The sequence below is a fragment of the Pontibacter sp. YIM B11418 genome, assembly GCF_059278805.1.
The window spans coordinates 570,394-591,758 of sequence record NZ_JCAEMH010000003.1 but is presented as its reverse complement, the minus strand read 5'-3'; the positions used below and the strand labels follow the sequence as shown (position 1 = coordinate 591,758).

At 51.5% G+C, this 21,365-nt stretch carries 22 protein-coding genes; 14 read left to right on the top strand and 8 right to left on the bottom strand.

The genetic code is table 11. The features are described from left to right. The first annotated feature begins 8 nt into the window (after window positions 1–8). Together AC4QZR_RS10390 and AC4QZR_RS10385 are read left to right on the top strand one after the other, a co-directional pair. Complete coding sequence (locus tag AC4QZR_RS10390) at window positions 9–728, top strand: hypothetical protein (RefSeq protein WP_494480852.1); 720 nt, start codon at window positions 9–11, stop codon at window positions 726–728. 101 nt (window positions 729–829) lie between these two features. Beyond that, window positions 830–1,306, top strand: coding sequence for a DinB family protein (locus AC4QZR_RS10385; protein ID WP_494480851.1), 477 nt, complete (start codon window positions 830–832; stop codon window positions 1,304–1,306). Window positions 1,307–1,396: 90 nt separating this feature from the next. Here the strand turns inward: AC4QZR_RS10385 and AC4QZR_RS10380 are convergent, their stop codons facing one another. Next, the gene (locus AC4QZR_RS10380; RefSeq protein ID WP_494480850.1) at window positions 1,397–2,323 is read right to left on the bottom strand and encodes a macrolide 2'-phosphotransferase; all 927 of its coding nucleotides are present in this window, start codon (window positions 2,321–2,323) and stop codon (window positions 1,397–1,399) included. 296 nt (window positions 2,324–2,619) lie between these two features. Here AC4QZR_RS10380 and AC4QZR_RS10375 point away from each other — a divergent pair, with 296 nt between their 5' ends. The 6 genes from AC4QZR_RS10375 (at window position 2,620) to AC4QZR_RS10350 (ending at window position 9,815) form a co-directional block, all read left to right on the top strand. Next, entirely contained in the window at window positions 2,620–2,988 is a 369-nt protein-coding gene (locus tag AC4QZR_RS10375; protein WP_494480892.1) for a hypothetical protein, read from the top strand. A gap of 44 nt (window positions 2,989–3,032) precedes the next feature. After that, window positions 3,033–4,484, top strand: a complete 1,452-nt coding sequence (locus AC4QZR_RS10370) for a S41 family peptidase (protein ID WP_494480849.1) — start codon at window positions 3,033–3,035, stop codon at window positions 4,482–4,484. Window positions 4,485–4,495: 11 nt separating this feature from the next. Next, the gene (locus AC4QZR_RS10365) at window positions 4,496–4,705 is read left to right on the top strand and encodes a hypothetical protein (RefSeq protein WP_494480848.1); all 210 of its coding nucleotides are present in this window, start codon (window positions 4,496–4,498) and stop codon (window positions 4,703–4,705) included. Between the two features lie 105 nt (window positions 4,706–4,810). After that, window positions 4,811–5,428, top strand: coding sequence for a hypothetical protein (locus AC4QZR_RS10360; protein ID WP_494480847.1), 618 nt, complete (start codon window positions 4,811–4,813; stop codon window positions 5,426–5,428). Window positions 5,429–5,508: 80 nt separating this feature from the next. Continuing rightward, the gene (locus AC4QZR_RS10355; protein ID WP_494480846.1) at window positions 5,509–7,257 is read left to right on the top strand and encodes an ABC transporter ATP-binding protein; all 1,749 of its coding nucleotides are present in this window, start codon (window positions 5,509–5,511) and stop codon (window positions 7,255–7,257) included. Window positions 7,258–7,607: 350 nt separating this feature from the next. Further along, complete coding sequence (locus tag AC4QZR_RS10350; protein ID WP_494480845.1) at window positions 7,608–9,815, top strand: acylase; 2,208 nt, start codon at window positions 7,608–7,610, stop codon at window positions 9,813–9,815. A gap of 103 nt (window positions 9,816–9,918) precedes the next feature. On the opposite strand, the gene AC4QZR_RS10345 is transcribed toward AC4QZR_RS10350, so the two are convergent. Continuing rightward, the gene (locus AC4QZR_RS10345; protein ID WP_494480844.1) at window positions 9,919–10,755 is read right to left on the bottom strand and encodes an alpha/beta fold hydrolase; all 837 of its coding nucleotides are present in this window, start codon (window positions 10,753–10,755) and stop codon (window positions 9,919–9,921) included. Between the two features lie 233 nt (window positions 10,756–10,988). Here AC4QZR_RS10345 and AC4QZR_RS10340 point away from each other — a divergent pair, with 233 nt between their 5' ends. After that, window positions 10,989–11,603, top strand: a complete 615-nt coding sequence (locus AC4QZR_RS10340) for a hypothetical protein (RefSeq protein WP_494480843.1) — start codon at window positions 10,989–10,991, stop codon at window positions 11,601–11,603. A gap of 366 nt (window positions 11,604–11,969) precedes the next feature. Here the strand turns inward: AC4QZR_RS10340 and AC4QZR_RS10335 are convergent, their stop codons facing one another. Then, window positions 11,970–12,761 (bottom strand): bestrophin-like domain, encoded by a 792-nt coding sequence (locus AC4QZR_RS10335; RefSeq protein WP_494480842.1) that lies wholly within the window; start codon window positions 12,759–12,761, stop codon window positions 11,970–11,972. A 218-nt stretch (window positions 12,762–12,979) separates the two neighbouring features. On the opposite strand from AC4QZR_RS10335, the gene AC4QZR_RS10330 reads away from it, so the two are divergent. Further along, complete coding sequence (locus AC4QZR_RS10330; RefSeq protein ID WP_494480841.1) at window positions 12,980–13,786, top strand: hypothetical protein; 807 nt, start codon at window positions 12,980–12,982, stop codon at window positions 13,784–13,786. Window positions 13,787–13,884: 98 nt separating this feature from the next. On the opposite strand, the gene AC4QZR_RS10325 is transcribed toward AC4QZR_RS10330, so the two are convergent. Next, window positions 13,885–15,018 (bottom strand): sensor histidine kinase, encoded by a 1,134-nt coding sequence (locus AC4QZR_RS10325; protein WP_494480840.1) that lies wholly within the window; start codon window positions 15,016–15,018, stop codon window positions 13,885–13,887. A 54-nt stretch (window positions 15,019–15,072) separates the two neighbouring features. On the opposite strand from AC4QZR_RS10325, the gene AC4QZR_RS10320 reads away from it, so the two are divergent. After that, entirely contained in the window at window positions 15,073–15,207 is a 135-nt protein-coding gene (locus tag AC4QZR_RS10320; RefSeq protein ID WP_494480839.1) for a hypothetical protein, read from the top strand. Window positions 15,208–15,251: 44 nt separating this feature from the next. Here AC4QZR_RS10320 and AC4QZR_RS10315 read toward each other — a convergent pair whose 3' ends face one another. The 4 genes from AC4QZR_RS10315 to AC4QZR_RS10300 all read right to left on the bottom strand — a co-directional run bounded on the left by AC4QZR_RS10315 (window position 15,252) and on the right by AC4QZR_RS10300 (window position 18,433). Further along, window positions 15,252–15,866 carry a c-type cytochrome gene (locus tag AC4QZR_RS10315; protein ID WP_494480838.1) on the bottom strand — a complete coding sequence of 205 codons (615 nt, stop codon included), beginning with the start codon at window positions 15,864–15,866 and terminating at the stop codon, window positions 15,252–15,254. A 197-nt stretch (window positions 15,867–16,063) separates the two neighbouring features. Beyond that, window positions 16,064–17,086 carry a proline iminopeptidase-family hydrolase gene (locus tag AC4QZR_RS10310; protein WP_494480837.1) on the bottom strand — a complete coding sequence of 341 codons (1,023 nt, stop codon included), beginning with the start codon at window positions 17,084–17,086 and terminating at the stop codon, window positions 16,064–16,066. A 224-nt stretch (window positions 17,087–17,310) separates the two neighbouring features. Then, window positions 17,311–17,928 (bottom strand): hypothetical protein, encoded by a 618-nt coding sequence (locus tag AC4QZR_RS10305; RefSeq protein ID WP_494480836.1) that lies wholly within the window; start codon window positions 17,926–17,928, stop codon window positions 17,311–17,313. Next, window positions 17,912–18,433, bottom strand: coding sequence for an RNA polymerase sigma factor (locus tag AC4QZR_RS10300; RefSeq protein WP_494480835.1), 522 nt, complete (start codon window positions 18,431–18,433; stop codon window positions 17,912–17,914). The genes AC4QZR_RS10305 and AC4QZR_RS10300 overlap by 17 nt, the downstream gene beginning before the upstream one ends. A 438-nt stretch (window positions 18,434–18,871) precedes the next feature. Here AC4QZR_RS10300 and AC4QZR_RS10295 point away from each other — a divergent pair, with 438 nt between their 5' ends. The 3 genes from AC4QZR_RS10295 to AC4QZR_RS10285 all read left to right on the top strand — a co-directional run bounded on the left by AC4QZR_RS10295 (window position 18,872) and on the right by AC4QZR_RS10285 (window position 21,363). Further along, the gene (locus tag AC4QZR_RS10295; protein ID WP_253406188.1) at window positions 18,872–19,192 is read left to right on the top strand and encodes an ArsR/SmtB family transcription factor; all 321 of its coding nucleotides are present in this window, start codon (window positions 18,872–18,874) and stop codon (window positions 19,190–19,192) included. Continuing rightward, the gene (locus AC4QZR_RS10290; RefSeq protein ID WP_494480834.1) at window positions 19,189–19,698 is read left to right on the top strand and encodes an SRPBCC family protein; all 510 of its coding nucleotides are present in this window, start codon (window positions 19,189–19,191) and stop codon (window positions 19,696–19,698) included. Before AC4QZR_RS10295 ends, AC4QZR_RS10290 begins: the two co-directional genes overlap by 4 nt. A 576-nt stretch (window positions 19,699–20,274) precedes the next feature. Next, complete coding sequence (locus tag AC4QZR_RS10285; protein WP_494480833.1) at window positions 20,275–21,363, top strand: DUF3616 domain-containing protein; 1,089 nt, start codon at window positions 20,275–20,277, stop codon at window positions 21,361–21,363. The last annotated feature ends 2 nt before the right edge of the window (window positions 21,364–21,365 follow it).

Here is a 21,365-nt window from a genome sequence, read left to right as displayed (position 1 = left end):
TTAAAACTATGAACAGACGAGACAGAGATCGCTACGATCATGACAACTATGACCGCGACTACAGCGGAAGCGCCGGTTACGACCGCAACGATGAGCACTACCACAGTGCCCGCAACCTGACCAACGAGTTTGAGCAGGAGTATCGCAGCCATCATCGGGATAGAGATGACGACCGCTACAATCGCAACAGCGGTAACATACGCCACAGCTACCACGAGGGCAACATGGGCGATGCCTATGAACGCATACGCGAAGGAAGCGGCACCACGCGCCGCGATTCCGACTATAACATGAATTACGGCCAGCGAGACAGAGGCAACTGGGGCGAAAGTCGCAACCGGAACCAAAACTGGTCTGATGCGGACCGCTACGGTTCATCAGATAGGTATAGCCAGCGTTCCAAAGAGTTTGACCGTGACCGTGACATGCGCAGCCGCGACCACTATAGCAACCAGGACCGCAGCCGCCATATGGGACAGGGACAGAGAGGCCAGATGAGCCAGGACCGCATGCGCGAGGGCTACGGAATTTCAGACTACGGCCGCATGGGCCAGTCAGACATCCACTCCAACAGAGGCGTTCCGAACGAGGGCATCACCAGCAGCTTTGAAGATGACTACGGCACCGATCTTGATAGTAGCCGCAGCAACCGCGTATCGTCGGGCAACTACGGCGGTTATGGTTCACAAGGCGGTGGCTACAGCCGTAACCGCGACGACCGTTACTAAAATTAATGGACTGAATAATAACTGACAGAACAGCCGCTGCCTTCGGGTAGCGGCTGTTCTTTTTACTGCATCAGGAGTATGATCAAATAAAAAATTAAGTCATGAAAGAAGACCAGGAATTGCGCGATCATTTGGAGAAGCTGATGCGGATGGGGCAGGCCTTTCGTCCGGTCGGGGAACTGCTGCAGGGAATTAGTGTGCAGGAGGCTGGCGAACGGGTAGAGGGCTTGCCTTATACCATCTGGCAACTGCTCGAGCACCTGCGTTTCGCCCAGCACGACATCCTGGATTTTTGCCGCAACCCCAACTACCAGGAACCCGCCTGGCCCGACGACTATTGGCCCTCCGCAGAAGCACCGGCCGATCAGGCAGTTCTCGACAAGACTTTGCAAACTATTAACCAGGATCTGGACATGATGGTGCAGCTGGTGCAGGATACTGAAAACGATCTCTTCGCGCCTATACCTCATGGAAACGGCCAGACACTCCTGCGCGAAGCCACGCTGGTAGCCGAGCATAATGCTTATCACCTGGGTCAGATCGTGGTGCTTCGTCGTTTGCTGGGTGGCAATCTGTAGGCGAAGGTATAGAATCTCATAAGAGCAAAATAAAAGCGTCGGCATACCTGTTTTCAAGGTATAGCCGACGCTTTGCGTTTTCAGTCACGTTTAATTTGACGTACTTAATCCCAGTGCCTCCTTTGCCATTTGCAGATAATCATCCGTACCTGACTCCAGCACAAACAAACCAATGTTCACACCATAGGCGCCGTGCCTTTGCTGTACATGCTCCAGCATTCGGGGCCATACCTGTCCGCCGGACTGCTCATAAACTGTGAGCACGCGTTTCACAAAATCCTCGCCGAAGGCGGCCAGCAGCGCCACAAAATCAATAGCCGGATCGCTTACTTCGGCTTCGGTCCAGTCGAGGAGGCCGTTCACTTTACCGCTTTCGTCGGTGAGGATGTGGGCTGCCTGCAGGTCGCCGTGCACGAGGCAGGTATAGCCGGGCCAGTAGCTGTCGTCCTGCAGCCAGGCTTGCCAGCGATCCCATACTGGTTCGGCTACCCCGATGGCTTCCTTTACGCGTTGCATTTGTCCGCGCAGGTGCTCACGCAACTGCTCCGGTTGCAGCACTTTTATGCCCGCTTTTTCAGCGGCTGCTGTGTCCTGCGCATGCAGCGCGGCAATGGTCTGCCCCAGCGACTGCACAAATGCCTCCGGCAGGTTTTCCAGGTCCAGGTTCCAGACGTAGCACTTCCTCTCCATGTCTATGTTGGCGACAGGTATACCAGCCAGTCTTGGGTAGGCGATCAGCTTCGGGTCGAAAATCTGCCAGTCGGGGAGGTCTGCCGGAAGTTTGCCCTGCAGCAGTTGAAGCACACGGTGCTCATTTTTGGCGCGGGGCAACACATCCGGGCGACGGGGCAGACGCAGGATCCAGGGCTGTTGCTTTTCGTCCAGCGCCTGAATCACCTGAAAGTCGAGGCCGGTTTCGTTGTAATTGAATGTTTCTGGCTGCAGCCGCAATCCATGCTCTTGGGCAAGGGCTACCAGTTCTGTTTCTGTGAGGGGATTATCTTTTACTTCCTTCATGATGTTGATCTATCTCGGTATAAATTGAAAATAAAGGCACCTATACCTGGTTGGGAAATGGAGCGAAGGTATAGGGCACAGTGATACAGCCGACGCACAGCAGGTGCCCAGCTTTGGCGCTACCGAAGCGGCCGATCAAAAATAGAGTTGCAGTAAGGAAGTGCTCATGCGCATAGACGATGCCTTTGAGGATGAAAGATAAAAAACTATACGCAGTAAAGGAAGGAAGGTATAGGCAACGGTCCTTTGTTCCACACAGGGCTCGTGCTCGTAAAATTAAAAAAAGGTAAGTGAAGATGGAACAGCGCCAGGAACATGAGCAACTTCTTCAGAAGCGGAAATTACTGCTCATCAAAGTGGTGCATACGGTGGTGTGGGTGTTTTACAATGTGGTGATTTTTTACCTGCTCTATGCCGTGCTCACCAATCGGATCGATCATTGGGTTTGGATCTGTCTGGGCCTGATTATGCTGGAAGGACTGGTGCTGCTGGTGTTCAATAAAATGTGCCCGATCACGGTAGTAGCCCGGCGCTACTCAGATTCTACCCGTGATAATTTCGACATTTTTCTGCCTAACTGGCTGGCCAGGTATAATAAAGAGATCTATACCACGATTGTTTTCGTCAGTGTGCTTATCTTGTTGTACCGTTTGGTGCTGACGTAAGCCCGGAGCAAATGGCAGCGTACAAACCCCTGAAAAGCGACAGCATGAAAAGCAACTTGTCTCTAAAACCGATTCAGCTACTGTTGTTCTTGTTCCTGGCAACGCCTGGACTCGTAGCCGCGCAGCACAAGCCGATCAAATTTGCCGCTACGGATGTGAAAGCTGATATGGCTTATGCCTACGAGACACTGCAAAAAGCCCATTTCAACCTGTTCGCCTATGTGAGCAAGCGCGACTATGATGCGGCCTACAACGACCTGCTGAACTCGATCCAAAAAGACTCGCTGAGTATGCTCGAAACGACCATGCTGATGCAAAAGCTGCTGGCGATCGGTAATGTGGGGCACTGCGAAGTGGATTTCCCGGCGGGTTCTTACATTACCTACGCGACACAGGGCGGCACCGTGTTTCCGCTCGAGCTGGCCTTTGAAGACGGGAAGGCTTTTGTGCGCAAAAGTTATGTGACGGATTCCAGCATTAAAGCAGGCGACCAGCTGCTGCAACTCAACGGCAAACCCATCAAAAAAATACAGGCCGCTATCCACCCATACATATCGGCAGAGCGGCCGTATTTCAAAGATGCTAAACTTGAGTTCTGGTCTTTTCCCCGCTACTATTGGGCCGTGTTCGGGCAGCAGGAAAAATTCAAAGTGAAAGTAAAACAGGCAAGTGGCAAGCGCAGCACCCATACCCTCGACGCCATGACCGTGATGGGATATGAAGCAAGTCGGGGAGGGGAGATCCTCAAAAGCGAGCGTACTTTCAAGTGTAAAGAAGATGTCGCCTACCTGCATCCGGGTCCATTCAGTTCTCCGGAGCCAGACGGGGAGGCGCAGTTCAAAGCCTTCGTAGACAGTGCATTTGCAGACATCAACACAAGCCAGGCGCACTACCTGATTCTGGACCTGCGCAGCAACGCCGGCGGGCACAACACCTTCAGCGACTACCTGATCGCCTATTTTGCAGACAAGCCTTTCCGCTGGTTTTCTGATTTCACCGTTAAAACCAGTGAGGCGCTCAAAAAGCAAACCCGGAAGCAGTACCCCGATGCTATACCTGACGAATACACCCGCCAGATACTGGAAAATCCGGATGGCACCACCTTCGCCTACGCGCAAACCATGCAGCAGCCCATGCCGGAGGACCGGCGTTTTAAGGGCAAGGTATACGTGCTCGTCAACCGGCAGTCTTATTCCATGGCGGCCGTGAGCGGAGCTTTAATACAGGACTATGGGTTCGGTGAGATCGTGGGAGAGGAGACTGGCGACACACCGACTCTATATGCCGCACAGTTCAGTTTTCAGCTGCCCCGCACGAGCGTAGAACTGAAGGTGCCTAAAGGCTACATTGTGCGTCCGAACGGCGATGAGAAACTGGCCGGACTTATACCTGACCACCTGGTGCGTGACCACCTGCTCGACGAGGAAGATGAAGTGCTGCGCTATACCTTAGAAAAGCTCATACAGCCCCAACGCCAATCTTCTGCTCAAAAGTAAACCACATGCCTATGCCCAGAAAAGCCATTACCGGACCGAAGCGCAAAAACAAGCTCCTGACAAACAGCTGCACGTGTATGCAGGAGCCCGGCCAGTTGGTGCGCTTATACCTCCGGTCTTCCCCAGCTGACATACGCAGTCATTTCTCAGAAGACCAAACAGACGATTATAGTAGTCCGGTTTGCTACGCCCACTTGCGGGAGTTTCGGGAAGGCTTCTGATAAGGGCTGTTAAACATGGTGAACGCACTTGCTTCTCAAGCAAAAGTGTCTTCCTTTTAATGCTGGCTTCGTATATATAAGTTACTTATTCTAAAATACTTAGCTATGAAAATAAATTTACGCATCTGGGGGCTGATGGCCTTCATTTCCTTTCTGAGCTTGTCGGCCTGCGATGAAAAAGACGGCGCTGATCCTGCTGTCGATCTCTCGTTCTCATCGTCTGAGTTTTTGCTCGATGACCTGGATGCGCTGGCAAAACCGCAGCTACGCGATGGATGCAATGATAAAGCGTTCAACATCTACACCGTGGCCACATCCAAAACTGACCGGCAAACGCTTTCTTACATCCTGCCTACGCTGGGCCTGCAGACCAACCAGGCTGCCACAATCCGGGATTTCGCGCGCGATCACCAGCAGTCAACGGTGACCGTCCGTGGCAGCATCAGCATGATTCACCAGCAGATTCTGATGCGGGCCAACTCCGAGCGCGACACTTACATGAATGCCTACAACGAAAAGCAGATCACAAAAGCGCAACTGGACGAGAGTCTGGTCACCCTCCTCGATCGTGTGACGAGAGAACTCAGAGAAGATGAAAAGAAACAACCGCATATGCAGGTGCTGCGCCAGCACCGCGCCCGCCTGATGCAGGACATTGAGACGGTGCTGAACCCGACCCAGCTCCAGCAGTGGAATAACTGGCGACGCAGCATTCCTTCTTAAGGTATAGCTCGTCAATTTTTTTAAAATGCTCACAGCAGGTATACCTGTCGTGAGCATTTTTTTGTCGTATCTTCACCCCCATGCCAAAATCAAAAAAACTACAGAACGTTACGATTGCAGAAGTATTCAGGACCATCATCTGGCCGCGAAGAAAGTATCTCGCTGTCGGGTTGGTGCTGATCGTTATCAGCCGCCTGGCTGGTCTGGTGCTGCCGGGTGCCAGTAAGTTTCTTATTGATGATGTGATCCCGACTGGTGACAGTACCATGCTCAAATGGCTGATCGGAGCCGTACTGCTAGCCATTGTCATTCAGTCGGTTACTTCTTTTGCGCTCACCCAGATACTGAGTGTGGAGGCCCAGCACCTCATATCGCAACTACGCGCCAAAGTGCAGCGCCACATCATGCAGTTGCCCATCCGCTTTTTCGATAATACCAAAACCGGCGAACTCGTTTCGCGCATTATGACCGATGTGGAAGGGGTGCGAAACCTCGTCGGCACTGGCTTTGCACAGATGATAGGCGGCGTGCTGACCTCACTCATCTGTCTCGTGCTGCTCATTTACATCAGTCCGCTGATGACAGGTTTTGCACTTATCCCGGTAGCCATTTTTGGGGTGATCTCACTCAAAGCCTTCGGCAAGATCAGGCCCATCTTCCGGGAGCGTGGCGTGATCAATGCCGAAGTGACCGGTCGCCTGACCGAGACGCTGGGCGGTGTGCGCGTGATCAAAGGTTTTAATGCGGAAGCGCAGGAGATCAAGACGTTTGAGGATGGCGTGACTCGACTTTTCCTGAACGTAAAACAGAGTCTGACCACAACCAGTATGGTGACCTCAGCCGCTACTTTGCTGTTGGGCTTTGCCTCGGCGGGTATCATGGGCATTGGCGGCTACCTGATCATGAAAGGCGAAATGACCTTTGGTGACTTTCTGGCCTTCACGCTATACCTGGGTTTTATGATCGCTCCGATCCTGCAAATGAGCAATATCGGAAGCCAGTTCACGGAAGCCTTCGCCGGCCTCGACCGCACCCAGGAAATTCTGAACACACCGCTGGAAGATGCGCACGGAACCCGTACGCTGAAGCTTGAGCAGATTCACGGCGACATCGTGTTCGACCACGTGGCTTTTGCTTATGAAACCGGTAAAGATGTAGTGAAAGATGTCAGTTTTCGGGCACCTGCGGGTTCTGTCACGGCATTGGTTGGTACTTCGGGCTCCGGTAAAACGACCATTGCGGGGCTGGCTGCCTCCTTCCTGAACCCTGACAGCGGTACGATTACCGTAGACGGTCATGACCTGCAAAGCATAAGTTTGCAAAGCTATCGCAGTCAGCTGGGCGTGGTGCTACAGGACGATTTTCTGTTTGAAGGCAGCATCCGGCAGAACATCCTTTTCCCACGTCCTAATGCCACGGAGGAACAACTGATGCAGGCGGTACACGCCGCGCATGTGCAGGAATTCACTGACCGATTCCCGGAAGGCCTGGACACGCTGATCGGGGAGCGGGGTGTAAAGCTCTCAGGTGGACAGCGGCAACGCATTGCCATTGCCCGTGCTATCCTGGCCGATCCGCGCATCCTCATCCTGGACGAAGCCACCTCCAACCTCGACACTGAAAGCGAAAGTCTCATTCAGGCCAGCCTTAAAACCCTGATGCAGGGTCGCACCACCTTCGTGATCGCCCACCGCCTCAGCACCATCCGGCAGGCCGACCAGATTCTGGTGATCGAACAAGGCCGCATTGCCGAGCAGGGGCGTCATGAAGAACTGCTGGAGAAGCAGGGACGTTACTATCAACTCTATACCTACCAGGCTAGAATTTGATGTTGTCGCTGTTGTGAATGTGCAGGTTGTAGTCCTGCTTTTGAAATTGCAGTAGGTATAGCTGCCTTTGCTTTTTCACATTTGCCATTTATTGCTATTGCAGATTTGTGATCCGCTTACCGGCCAGTAGCTACTGCCTTTACTATGCGGATTACAAATCCGCAGCCATTGAACTTCCGGATTGCAAATCCGAAAGAGCGCTCGGAGTCTATACCTGTAAGAGCGCTCTATACCTGAAGCTGTGCATGACTGCCTCAGGTATAGCGTGCGCCTGCACTACATCATTTCTGCGCTTTTCAGAATTATGCTTAAATTGGTTGATCGTTTATAAGCTTATCTACCTCAAAACCATGAAATACCTTTTCAGGCCTCAGCTGCTCCTGCTGTTTTTATTCATCTACCTTTCTTCCTGCGCCACCAACGGCAAAACCGACACTGCAACCGAGCTGGCGAAGTGGGAGGAGCAGGCCGCCCGCGTCACCATCATGCGCGATGATTTTGGTGTGCCGCACGTCTATGGCAAGACCGATGCCGATGCCGTATTCGGACTCCTGTACGCCCAGTGCGAAGATGACTTTAACCGTGTGGAACGCAACTACCTGTGGGCCACCGGCCGACTGGCGGAGGTGGAAGGAGAGGAGCAACTTTACAGCGACCTGCGTGCAAAGTTGTACATGACAGAAGAAGAAGCCAAGGCTGAATACGAGAGAAGCCCGGAATGGCTGAAGGAGCTGTGCCAGGCCTTTGCCGACGGTATTAACTATTACCTGCACACCCATCCGGAAGTGAAGCCAAAACTGCTCACCCGCTTTGAGCCCTGGATGCCGATGTACTTCAGCGAGGGCTCCATTGGCGGCGACATCGAGAGCATTTCTACCAAAGGAATTAAGGCTTTTTATGAAGAAGACCGTTCGCTGGGCTTGAATAGTGCCGGTCATGGCCTGGTGCAGCCAGCCTTGTTGGAAGAGCCGAAGGGCTCCAACGGCTTTGCCATTTCGGGCAAGCACACCGCCTCCGGCGACGCCATGTTGCTGATCAATCCGCATACCTCTTTCTTTTTCCGGGGCGAAGTGCATGCGGTGAGCGAAGAGGGACTGAATGCCTACGGTGCCGTTACCTGGGGACAGTTTTTCATCTACCAGGGCTTCAACGAGAAGACCGGCTGGATGCATACCTCGGCTTATGCCGATGTGATAGACGAGTTTGAGGAGACGATTGTGAAGCAGGACGGAAAGTTGTTCTACAGGTATGGCGAGGAGCTGCGCCCGGTAGAAACGCAGGAAGTAAGTCTGGCTTATAAGGCCGGTAATGAACTGAAGCAGAAGACTTTTACCACCTACCGCACCCACCACGGACCGATTACGCACATGAACGGCGACAAGTGGGTGGCTACTGCTCTGATGTGGAAGCCGGTTGATGCGCTGATCCAGTCCTATACCCGCACCAAGAAAAGTAACCTGAAGGAGTTCGACGAGATGATGCAGATGCGCACCAACTCTTCGAATGCCACCGTGTACGCCGATGCAGATGGTAACATCGCCTACTACCACGGCAACTTCTTCCCGAAGCGTGACACTTCCTTAGACTACTCCAAGCCGGTAGATGGCAGCAATCCGAAAACCGACTGGAAAGGTCTACACTCATTGGATGAAACCATCCGCCTTGTGAACCCTCCTAACGGCTGGATACAGAACTGCAACTCGACACCTTTTACCGCTGCTGCTGAGTACAGCCCGAAGAAAGAGGACTACCCGGTATACATGGCGCCTTCGCCGGAGAACTTCCGGGGTGTACATGCCATTCGCCTGTTGAAAAAAGCAGAAAACCTGACACTCGACAAACTCATAGACCTGGCCTACGACCCATACCTGCCGGGCTTCGAGGTGCTTATACCCGGACTCGTAAAAGCTTATGATGCCCAAAAGCCAACCGACCCGAAACTGAAAGCCGCCATCGAGGTGATGCGCAACTGGGACTATGCTGTGTCGAAAGAATCCGTGGCGATGTCCCTGGCGCATTTCTACGCCACCAACCTGCTGCGCGACGGCAGCGCACCAAAGGGCCACATAATGGAGCGCTTCGACTACTACGCCAACACAGCCCCTGCCGCAGAACGCCTCGAGACTTTCCGTAAGACCATTGCGCAACTGGAGCAGGACTTTGGGAAATGGAACACGGCTTGGGGCGAGATCAACCGCTTCCAACGCCTCACCGGTGATATCAAGCAGCCGTTCAACGATGCGGCTCCTAGTATACCGGTAGGTATGGCTTCGGGCAATTGGGGAGCGCTGGCCTCTTATGGCGCGAACAGCTACGATACCAAGCGTCTCTACGGCACTTCCGGCAACAGCTTTGTGGCCGTGGTGGAGTTCGGCGACAAGGTGAAAGCCAAGACCATCCTGGCCGGCGGACAAAGCGGCGATCCGAAGTCACCGCACTTCAACGACCAGGCCCAACGCTATGCTGATGTTAATTTTAAAGATGTAGCCTACTACCGCGAAGATGTGGAGAAAAGAGCCAAAGCCACTTATAAACCGGGGCAGTGGGTGAGTAAGTAGATAGGTATAAACTGATAAATTAGAAAGGTCCGGGCTGAGAAGTCCGGACCTTTTTGTTTGGCAATATTGCTATAGCACACGCAATTCTTAGCGATAGTTTTGATTATTGCCGCAAAAAATCGAGCAGCGCATTGTTCAGTTCTTCTTTGTGCGTGAGGAACAAGCCGTGTGGTGCCCCTTTTATTTTAATGTACTTGTTGTTTCTTATTTCTTTGGAAGACTGGTCACTGCTGGTCTTGATCGGCACGATCTGGTCGGCTTCGCCGTGCACGATCAGCGTCGGAACCGTTACGTTGCGAAGCTCAGGTCGGAAGTCGGTATTGGCCCAGGCTTTGGCTGTTTCGATGGTAGCATGCGGAGACGCAGCCGTGGCAATGGCCCAATCATACTTCAGCACTTCTTCTGTGACCGTGTCTTTGTTCTCGCTGGAGTTATAGAACTGCTTGCTGAACTCCGCCAGGAAAGTAACCCGCTTGGTTTTGAGCGCTTCCATGATCTCGTTCAGCTTGTCTTCCGGCACACCGTCCGGGTTGTTTTCAGTTTTCTTTACGATCGGAATAACCGAACTCACGAGCACGGCCTTGTCGATGCGGTCGTTGCCAAACATGCTCAGGTAGCGAACCACTTCACCGCCCCCCATCGAGAAGCCCACCAGTACGCAGTGCCGTAGGTCGAGCTGTTCGATCAGGGCGCGCAGGTCCCGCGCCAGGGAGGTATAGTCGTAGTTGCGGTAGGGCCGGTCGGAGTCGCCAAAGCCGCGGCGGTCGTAGGCAATGCAGCGAAAGCCGGCTTCTACAATGGCCTGTACCTGGTTCTCCCACATTTTGTGGCTGAGCGGCCAGCCATGGATCAGGATCACGGGCTGTCCGTTGCCATAATCCTGGTAGTTCAGGTATACATTCTCTCCCCGCTGGATGTCTTCTGTTTCGATAAAAGGCATGATTTTAAGTTTGTTTTAGTGGTTATAGATGTTGTTCAGTTGATGCCGGAAGGCGTTTTCTTTTAACTGATTGTAAGGGTAAATGTTCCCAGCAATCCATTTCTTATCCGGCTAGCCCTGAAATACCGCGGCGAGTGGACGTCCCAGGTTTGCCTGTTAGCGAGGCAGAAAACTATTCTATTTTGGCTGGAATTTTATTTTCCTATCTTGCATAGTAAGATAACTATATACCTATGAACAAGCTTAGATTTGTGATGATGTGGTGCCTGATGCTGGGCATCCTGGTTTCATGCGGCGACAAGGACGAAGATGCTTCGCCGGCAACAACGGAACTGGATTACTTCCCTTCTACAAAAGGCTCCACCTGGAATTATGGTGGTACCAATCCTTACTCACTTACCGCCACAGGCAACACCAAGGTCATCGAAGGGAAAACCTATTCAGAGTTTGAAACGAAGCAGGGAAGTGAAACAGGAAAGTCTTATCTGCTCAAAGAAAAAGGCGTGTATACCGGTATCGGTATGGATCCAACCATCGGGAATATAGCCCTGACGTTTCTGAAAGAAGAAACGCCTGAGGGCAAGCCGTGGTACCAGACCAATGTGATGAATGGCATCGATACCAAAATGACCTTTACCATTATCGCCAAAAACATGACCAAAACGGTGGAGGGCAAGACCTACAAGGAGGTGATCCATGTGCAAGCCAAGACCTCTGTTACTTTCATGGAAATGGAGATTGATTCGGGCATCGAGATGAATTACTTCTGGGCCAAGGGCGTAGGCCTGATCCTGACAGATGCCGGTCAGCACGCTAACATTCCGCTGATGACCTATAGTATCAAGTAGCTTTATACAGGACCGCAAAAGCCGCATTTATTTAAAAAGCCCCTGCTTTCGGCGGGGGCTTTTGCTTTTTATTTAGCTTGTACCGGTATCAACTCCCGCTCGAAGTACACGAGGTCCCTCTGCAATGGGTTACCATTGACGGTGCAGTAGTAGATACGCTTCAAATATTGTCTGATCGTTAATTTTAGATCCGGATTCACTTTTGCGAACACTTCAGATCCGATGGGGAATATATTTTCTAGCATATTCTAAGATACGCACTATAATCCATTATCAACGGCTTATTCTGTTCTATTTTAAGAAAGCAGCCTCTGGGCCGGATCAACAGACTTATTGCCTGTCAGAAGAGGATTGGTCCTTGGTAGTTTAGTCTTGTTTGTCGTCAGCTTTTAGGCGCTCCAGACTGTGCTGGTCTACCTTAACGATGCCCCGCATGGGCCGGTCCAGGTCGATGATGATGAACACCACCAGGCAGATCATGAAGCTCAGAAATGCCGAGGGCAGGGTGGTGCGTTTCTGGCCCAGTCCGCTACCATACCCGATCAGCGCGCCTGACATAATGAAAACGATAAACAGCAGGTAAAAGATCACCTCCGGCACGTGCATGGCCAGTAAAGCGTTTCGTTCGTTATGGGCGATCACTACCTGGTTTAGTGCTGTGATAAAATAGCCTGTGGTTACCGGGTTGGGGTCGATGCGTGCTGCCTTTACAGCCTCTTCCCAGATGGCGCGCTGGGTCACCTCGGTCTCGTCGGAGAGGGCTTCCTGCTCCTGCGCCATCACATAGTTCGTGTTGCTGATGGCCAAACGCAGGTCAATGTACTGTTGCAACTGCTGGTGCGTGAGAGAATCGTAAGGGGCAGGTAGCAAGTGCGAGCGCATGAGGGCCGTGCCGATGGCGTTGGCTTCGGTTATAACCGCTTTAGTGCGGGCGTTGTAGCTTTGCAGGGATATGTTGAAGGCAAAACCAAGGATAAGCGCCAGTAAGCCCAGGGTGCCGGCCTGTATGGTGTTGGTCTGTGCTTTTACGTCTTTGTCGGTTTTGCGCTGGTGATGGCGGCCAATGCGGTAGCCGGCTTCCTGAGCCAGCAGGATCAACACAAACAAAACAGCCACAATCACGATACTGTTGTGTTCGTACAAATATTCTTTCGTCATGCTTCTTATATTCTCCGAACCCGTACCAGCCAGCCGCAGGCATCTCAAAACGGCTAAGCCCTATACGTATTTTCTATAGGTAAGAAGTATGAACTGTGCAATATACCTGAAACTAACTGCCAGCACTGTTGCTGGCAGCAAGGAAATGAATAAATAGATGAAGAGCAGTAAACTCTTATTCAGAAAACAATATATTTGTTTGGCTTATACCTGTTTACATGAAAACACGCTTCCTTTTTCCCCTGGCCCTGTTGCTGTGGGGCTGCTCTGAGCGCGATGAACCTACACCAGTTGCGATGCCGGAGTGCCTGCTGGTTGAGCAAACCAGTACGCTTACCTATGACCCCGTCCTGTATCCCGATAACCCCAACAAGCCCCAGACGATCACGACCCGGTTGGAGTATACCGACAGGCAGGCGCTTGCCACCATTTTCCAGACAGAGTATGCAGGTTTGTATTATGACAGAGCCGATCTGAAGTATAACAAGAAAAGCCAGGTAACAGAGGTTGTACAGAAGTATAACCGCTATGTGAACGAGTACAACGAACAAGGAAAACTGGCGAAGCAGACCAGGTACAACTCGCGCATCGGCGACTTCAAAGAAGTGGAACTGGGCTACTATACCCTGACTTACAACAGCCGGCAGGAACTTGCCGAAGCCAGTTACGTCAGTATGGCTTCCGGGAAGCCAGTGACGGAGCTGATGTGGCGGTATACCTATGTAGATGGCGATCCAGTATCCTTAGAACAGCTTGTGCCAGGCGCTGACAGCTACTATCATGTGCAGTTAACCTACGATGCGAAACCCCTGCCAGCTGCGACCTTTGCCCATACCTATTTCGAGCCGCTGCGTCCGCCGTCTGCACATAACCTCGTGAGCTATAATGTGCAGGAAGTTAACCCGAGTTTCCCCAGTCATTCTACCGTCTATACCTACAACGCACAGGGCTTTCCGACTACTTCCATTACCAGGTATAACGATGGGAGGGAAGAGGCGGTAAGCTATACTTATCAGTGTAAGTGATCCAAACCAAATTAGTGCAGGATGATACCTGCTATACCTGTATAGTTGTCTGAGCTGACAGTTCACGCAAACTTATTATTTTATACCTATAGAAAACCCTAAACAGCCGCCGGAAAGTAGAGCCTGAATTCGGCGCCAGCATCTTCTTCGCTCTTCAATTCTATTTTGCCGCCGGCATTTTCCAGGATACGCTTTACCATGTACAGCCCAATACCCGTGCCTTCCACGTGGTCATGAAATCGCTTGAACATCGTGAACATTTGCGGCTGCTGACGGGCGTTAATACCAAGGCCATTGTCTTCAATGCTTAACACTACCCAGGGTTCTTCCAGTCGGGTGCTGAGCGTAATCAGGCAGTCACGGTCCGGCGACTGAAACTTGATGGCATTGCTGATCAGGTTGTAGAGGATACTCCTGAAGTTTTTGCGCGAAAACTTCAGCTGATAAACCTGCAGGTCGGTATGGATGAAGCAATCCTTCAGATTAGCTGGTTTGTTCAGGTCGGCCATAATCTCATCATACACTTCTTTGATATTGATCACTTCATTCGAAGCACTTTCGCTGAATCCTTTCTGCATTCTGCTGATCTCTGTCAGGTCTGCTATGGTCCTTTTAAACCGACCAACAGAATCCACTACGTGCTTCAAAATCTCTTCGGTAGTGCTGTTCAAGGCATCAGCGGCTACGAGTTCCTTTCTGAGGATTTCCATCAGCCCTTCTATGTTCATGATCGGGGAGCGAAGATCGTGGGAAGCTGTATAAATGAAGGTATCCAGGTCGAGGTTGATGCGCTGCAGCTCTGTGTTCTTGTGTTCGAGCGCACTTTGCTGGCGTGCCGCCAGTTTGTCCCGCAGCTCTTTCTGCTCGGTTCTGTCGCCCGTTATTTTCGTGAAACCGATGTGTTTGCCATCGGAATAAATGGGGGTAAGCTTAATGTTGGCCCAAAATAGGGATCCGTCTTTTCGCTTGCGCCAGTCCTGAATTTCATACAAGCCATCTTCCAGGGCAGATTTCAGTTCCAGTTCCGGTTTGCCAGCCTGCTGATATTCATCCGGAAACAGCATGCCATAAAAATGGCCGACAAATTCAGCCTCTTTGTATCCTTTCAGTTGCTCTACGCCCTGGTTCCAGGTGGTAATGATACCCTCGGTATCCATCGCAAAAATGGCGTAGTCTTTAACTTGTTCAATAAAATAAGAGTTGATTTCTTCCGGAGAGTGTTGTGGTTTCATGCAGAGTAAACGCTTTTTTTTCTAGCTATTTACTCTTTAAACAGAGCACAGGTTATGATGTTTGCCGGTAAGATTAACCTGATTCAGCAGAACGAAGTCTCCTGCTTTGGGCGTGCTGTTAGGTATAGCATTATGGTAAGGTATAAGCACGAGCTGAAAGCCCGCGCCAGCCAGTGCTTGCCCATCTAACAAGCGTAACTAGCTGCTCGATGAATCAAAACAAAGCACAATTTTTATTTGCCGGGTGCGGCTGCTACCGGAGGGGCTGGGGCGGGAACAACGTTTTTGATCGGCTTGGTGGATTTAAGGTAAGCGAATATGGCGCTCAACTCTTTGTCGGTCATGTTTCTGTACATATCCCAGGGCATTGGGGGTAATAAAGTCCGGTTGTTTTCCAGGCCCTTATACCTGCCTTCCCGTATGGCCGTGAAGAATTGTTTTTCCGTCCAGTTGCCGATACCGGTCGCATCGGAGGTTAAATTGGCTGCATACGAAATTCCCCAAGGCCCAATCCAGGCTGTTAGTGTTTGCGTTACCACCAGGTTTTTCTGTTCTATCTCTTTGCGATTCACATCAGGAGGTGGCAAACTAGCCGGATGGCCGGATAAAGCTCTGTCGTAGTCCATCACCGGAACTTTGTCGGTCATTTTTTTTGGCGTGTGGCAATCGTGGCAGGCAGAAGTCAGTACCAGGTGCTCCCCGAGTTTAATCTTTTCCTGATCCTGCTGCAGAGCGGTAGTAGCACCAGCCGGTAACTTGCTTGTTTCAGGCTGATGTTTCAAAATCGGTGTAGAAAGCATTAGGAAAGCGAAGAGAAGGAGAGAAGAGATGAATAGAAAAATCTTCATAGCGGTAAGGTTTAGGTAGAACATGCGGGTTCGCTGCAGTACCTAATTTACCTATATTCTAAAAGATGCGGAATAACTATCCGGATTACTGCGTGAACAGACGGAGGACTGGTGTAAAGGCTATAAATTTTGAAATAAACTGTTTTTGATGCTGTCTACCCGAATGCTTCCTGCTTGCTCAGACACTTCGATGTCTTTTACCCATCCACCTCTTTCATGAACTTCACTAGCCCTTCAAAGTAGGTTTTCTGGTCGTCGTAAAAGGCCATGTGGCTGCCTTCGTGGCAGTGCAGGTAGCGGCCTTTCGGAAACTGCGTGGCCATCCACTCCATGTGTTTCGGGTCCATGGTGTCGTGCTGCCCGCCGATGGTGAGCGTGGGTACCGCTATACCTGGCAAATCTCTGGAGCGGTCCCAGTTCAGGAGCGAGGCATTGCCCCGGATGCCGAACTCGCTCGGCCCCTGCATCTGCACATACACCGTCTGGTTCATGTGGTCGAGCATGCGCAGGGCCGGGTCTGGCCATTGCTCCAGCGGCAGGCGCAGGGCGTGCTGGGTATAGAAGTGCGGCAGCAGCAGCTCCATGTAGCGTGGGTTCTCAAAGTCGTTATCGGCTTCTATCTGCTTTATTTCGGCCAGTACCTCGGGAGGCATTTGCGGACCAAGCACCTCGTCGGCGTAGCGGTTGTAGGCGGGCACGCTCGACATCATATTCGAGATGATCAGGCCTTTGAGGTGCTGCTGGTATTTGAGCGCGTATTCCATGGCCAGGATGCCGCCCCAGGAGTGGCCCAGCAGGTAAAAATTGCTACTATCCAGTTTTAGCGCCTGGCGCACCTGCTCCACTTCTTCTATAAAGCGCTCGATTTCCCAGAGGCTGGTGTCGTCGGGTTTGTCGCTGTAGTGGGAGCCTAACTGGTCGTAGTAATAGTACTCGATGCCCGCCCTGGGCAGGAAGCTGTCGAAGCACTCAAAGGCCTCGTGCGTGCCGCCCGGTCCACCGTGCAGCAGGAGCAGCTTCATGGTTGGGTTGTTACCCACTCGTTTCGTCCAGACGAAGAACTCACCTTTCGGGGTGTTGATGGTGATTCTGCGGGCCCCGCCGCTCAGTTCGTCTTCCGCACCAGTGTAGTTGTGGTAGTCCGCTACGGAAGGGGTGTGACTGCTGGAATTTTCAGAAGTGGTAGGAGAGAACTGACGAATGGAGAGGAGTGATTTCATGATTTATAGCTTAAGGTGAGAGGAAGAAATATGTACGATAAATATACATAAAGTGTAGCTTCCTGTTACCTGGTACATCCAATGATACTGAATTGGCAACTGGCTTCATGCTGTCGGGTTTAGTGATAGTGGGCGCTTGTAGCTTGTGCTGAGGGTATAGCTGCGAGGAAAGGTAGCAGGCAGGAATTACAACAGCGCACCAGCGAACGGATAAAACGCATCACTCAGCCCTTATAATCCTCCAGTATATCCTGCAGCTCCTGGAGGGGCCGGATAAAGTATTTTTTGTTTTCATTGCGGATTGCCAGCAGGCAAACCAAGGCAGCCAGTGCAAAAGTGACCAGGGCTGAGCCAGGGTAGACCATCACACCGCCCGGGATGTAGAGCGCGAACACCAGCACCACGCCGATGGCCGTGATCAGCGGAATCAGCACCAGTTCGTAGCGCTTCTTGAAGGTATAGAAACCGGCCAGTAAAGCGCGTTGCCGGCTGACATAGGTATGGATGGAGGCGGCACTTTCCTGGTTCATCTTCGCGACGGCCATTTGTTTGTAGCGCCAAAGCATGACGGCCGTGAAAGGCACCATCACCCCGAAACCGAGCAGACCCAGAAGCAGCATATTTGTGTCGGCGCCATACCTGATCAGGACGTGGCTCAACAGGGCGTACACCACGATATGAAAGGTGAAGGTAGCCCAGAAGTAACGAAAGATGGTGTTGTTTTGCTTTTTCATTCTTGTTCGGATTATGTGGTTCAATGTAGCGGCATCGTAAGGGGCAGTGGCCTCTAAAGCAGGCTGCTCCGCGTTCCATTTTTGCTTCAGGTCATCTAAGGTTGGCATCGCTGTAAGGATTAGATTGTTTCTTTAGCTTCGTCTCCAGTTCTTTCTTTATCCGGACCAGTCGCACGCTCACGTTGCTTTTGGTCAGGCCCGTTATCTGCGCAATTTCCTCGTAGCGCAGGTCTTCCAGGTATAGCAGCACCAGGGCCTTGTTCAGTGGGGACAAGGTAGCGATGGCGCTATGGAGCTGCTGCAGGCTCTCTTCCTGGGGGTTGGCAGGTTCCTCGGCTATCTGGTGGTGGCTCGGCGTAAGCGGCTGGCTTTTGTGTTTGCTTTCCTTGCGCCGGTAGGTCAGGGCGGTGTTCAGGCAGACGCTGTACATCCAGGTAGAGAATTTGGAACGTCCGTCGAAACCCGGGTACGACCGCCAGAGCTGGTAGAGCATTTCCTGCACCACATCCTGCTTCTCCTCCGCATCCGAGAAATAGAGGCCGCATACCTTATGCGCTATACCTAAGTGTTGGTTTAGCTGCTGCATAAAGGTCTCGTCTACTTGCTGCGCCATTGTGCTTTCGGTTTACATGCGGATATACTGTTAGTTGCAGAAGTTAAGGGAAAACTACAAGATGTGAGAAGTTTTTTTGAAGGGGTGGATGGGGAGGAGTGAATCCTTATATCTACGGGGAGTGAATATTTGCTAGTGCGAGCCTGTACTTCAACTTGTGCTGAAGGTATAGCTGCGTGGTAAGGTATAGGCACGAATTGAAAACTCGCGCTAGCGGGAGCAGGGAGGTTTTACAGTGCTGCTTTTTTAAAATCCCAGCTATTAAAGACTGCCCCGAGATCTTCTGTAGAACTAGTTATCTCAGAAAGACTGTATGAAGTTTACTCCTTAGCAACTGTCTCTCAGTAAATTATTTAAAAATAAATGAAAAATAATTAACGCAACCGTTCAGTTGCACGTATATTAGCAAACAAATGGTTGCATATCTTAATTAAAGAAATGAGAAGGGACGTTTTTCAGGCGATAGCAGACCCTACACGCAGAGCCATCATCGGTTTAATTGCCTTGCAGGCCATGACGCCGAATGCGATAGCCGAGCATTTTGACACCAGCAGGCAGGCTGTTTCAAAGCACCTGCAGATTCTGACAGAGTGCCAGCTTGTAAAACAGGAACAGCAGGGGCGCGAGATTTACTATCAGCTTGAAGTAGCTAAGATGAAAGAAATTGACAAATGGCTGGAACAGTTCCGGAAGATCTGGGAAGACCGTTTCAGCGAATTGGATACCGTATTATCAAACCTAAAAACCAATAAGCCATGAAAAGAAACCTGGAATTTGAGTTTAACGTGAACAAAGAAAACAAAACGATCACTGTCAAAAGAGAGTTTGCCGCTGAGCTCCCGCTTGTGTGGGATGCCTACACAAAAAGCGAGATCCTGGACCAGTGGTGGGCGCCCAAACCCTGGAAATCCCGTACCAAAACAATGGATTTCAGAGAAGGCGGCCACTGGCACTATGCCATGGTTGGTCCGGAAGGGGAAGAGCACTGGGCTCTGGCCAATTACAAGACCATAGATCCTAAAAAGCGCTTTACAGCACTCGATGGTTTTGCCGATGCGGAAGGTGTAGTCAACACAGAAATGCCGCAATCGAAGTGGGAGGTAAGCTTTACACCCAAAGAGGATGTTACTTTAGTAGAGAACCGGATCGTATTCGATGACCTGGCACAACTCGAAACCACGATCCAGATGGGCTTCAAAGAAGGCCTGACCATGGCCATGGAAGGCCTTGATGCACTATTGGCTGCTCAGAAACAGGAGGCTTAAGGTCTCGGTTAACTGTAGCGAAGAAATCATACTTTGTAACTTAAACAAAAGCGGGGCGGGTGTAAAAACTTCTAGCCCCGCTTTTGTAGTTTACACTATTCATGCATGGTGTGCCGGTTCAAGTTTGTAGCTCGTTTTTATATGTGCCGAAGGTATAGCTGCGTGGAAAGTTATAGGCACGATCTGCAAGCCTTATCTTGTCCGATAACTTTCCCAGATTTGCCCTTTTCCAACTAAAGTGTAGCAGCAGTAGGAGAAGAGTATCCCCTTGAGGGGGTTATAGGGGTGTCTACACATGTGAATTTACCGGCATTGGCGCACACAAGCCGGCCGCCTCGTAGCATTACACCCCTAGGACCTATGGTCGCAAGTTTCGAATCTCGTCTCACTTGTCCTCAAGGGGACAGTTTCTCAAAACCAAGGCCCATATCCAGAAATTTATGGGACAAGATAACGTTACAAATTCGTGCCAGCGGAGGACATACTATTTGGCGCATGGTTCGTTTTATAGCCACAGTCTGTATACCTGAACCTGCGTACACCTGAACAGGTAGAACATAACCCCAAACATACAGCATGCGCGATAAAATTAAACTTTCCTTTTCCCCCGACCTGAGCCTGAATGCCAAAGGCAAGCATGTGCGCGATGGCCTTTCTACAGCCCTTCTCCTGGGCGATAACCTATGGTTGAGCTGTGACGAGCGCACCACCATTGAGCGCCTCACCCGCTTGCCGGACGGCTCTTTTGGCAAACACCACTCGTTTGATGTACACGATTACTTGGATCTCCCGGCAAAGGACTTCAGCGAGATCGACATCGAGGGAATGGGCATGGCCGATCACTACCTCTGGCTGATCGGCTCCCACAGCCTGAAGCGAAAGAAGCCGAAGCGGCCTGACTCGATCAAAAAACAGATAGAGCGCCTGTCAAAGATCAAAAGTGACCCGAACCGCTACCTGCTGGCGCGCATTCCTATTCTGCAGGATCCGGCAACAGGGGAGTATACCTTGTACAAAGAAGTAGAAGATCCGGACAAGCCCGGCAAAATGCTGCGTGCGGGTCAGTTGAAGGGCGACAAAACCAGCAGTCTGTTAACGGAAGTGCTGCGGCAGGACCCGCACATTGCTCCTTTTATGGACATCCCCGGCAAAGACAATGGCTTCGATATAGAAGGACTGGCCATACACGGGCATCGCATTTTTATAGGGCTGCGCGGCCCGGTGCTAAGGGGCTGGGCCATGGTGCTGGAAGTGGAGCCCGAAGAGGACAAGGCCGGCATATTGCACCTGAAGCAGCTGACAAAGGAGAAACCCTACCGGAAGCACTTCCTGAACCTGCGGGGCAAAGGTATACGGGAGCTACGCATTTTCGGGAATGACCTATACCTGCTGGCCGGGCCCACCATGGATCTGGACGGCGTGATTGCCATTTACCGCTGGCGCGATGCCGTGAACAAACACACGGAGCAACTGGTGCATCACAACGAACTGGAGCGACTGTGCGAGGTGCCGCACGGCTCCGGGGAGAACTCCGGCAAAGATAAAGCCGAAGGACTCGCCATTCTGGACGACGAGCGCGTGCTGGTGGTATTCGACAGCCCGACCGAGGAACGTACAGTTGGCGAGCATGCAGTGCAGGCCGATGTTTTGCGGGTCGTGAAGTAGCC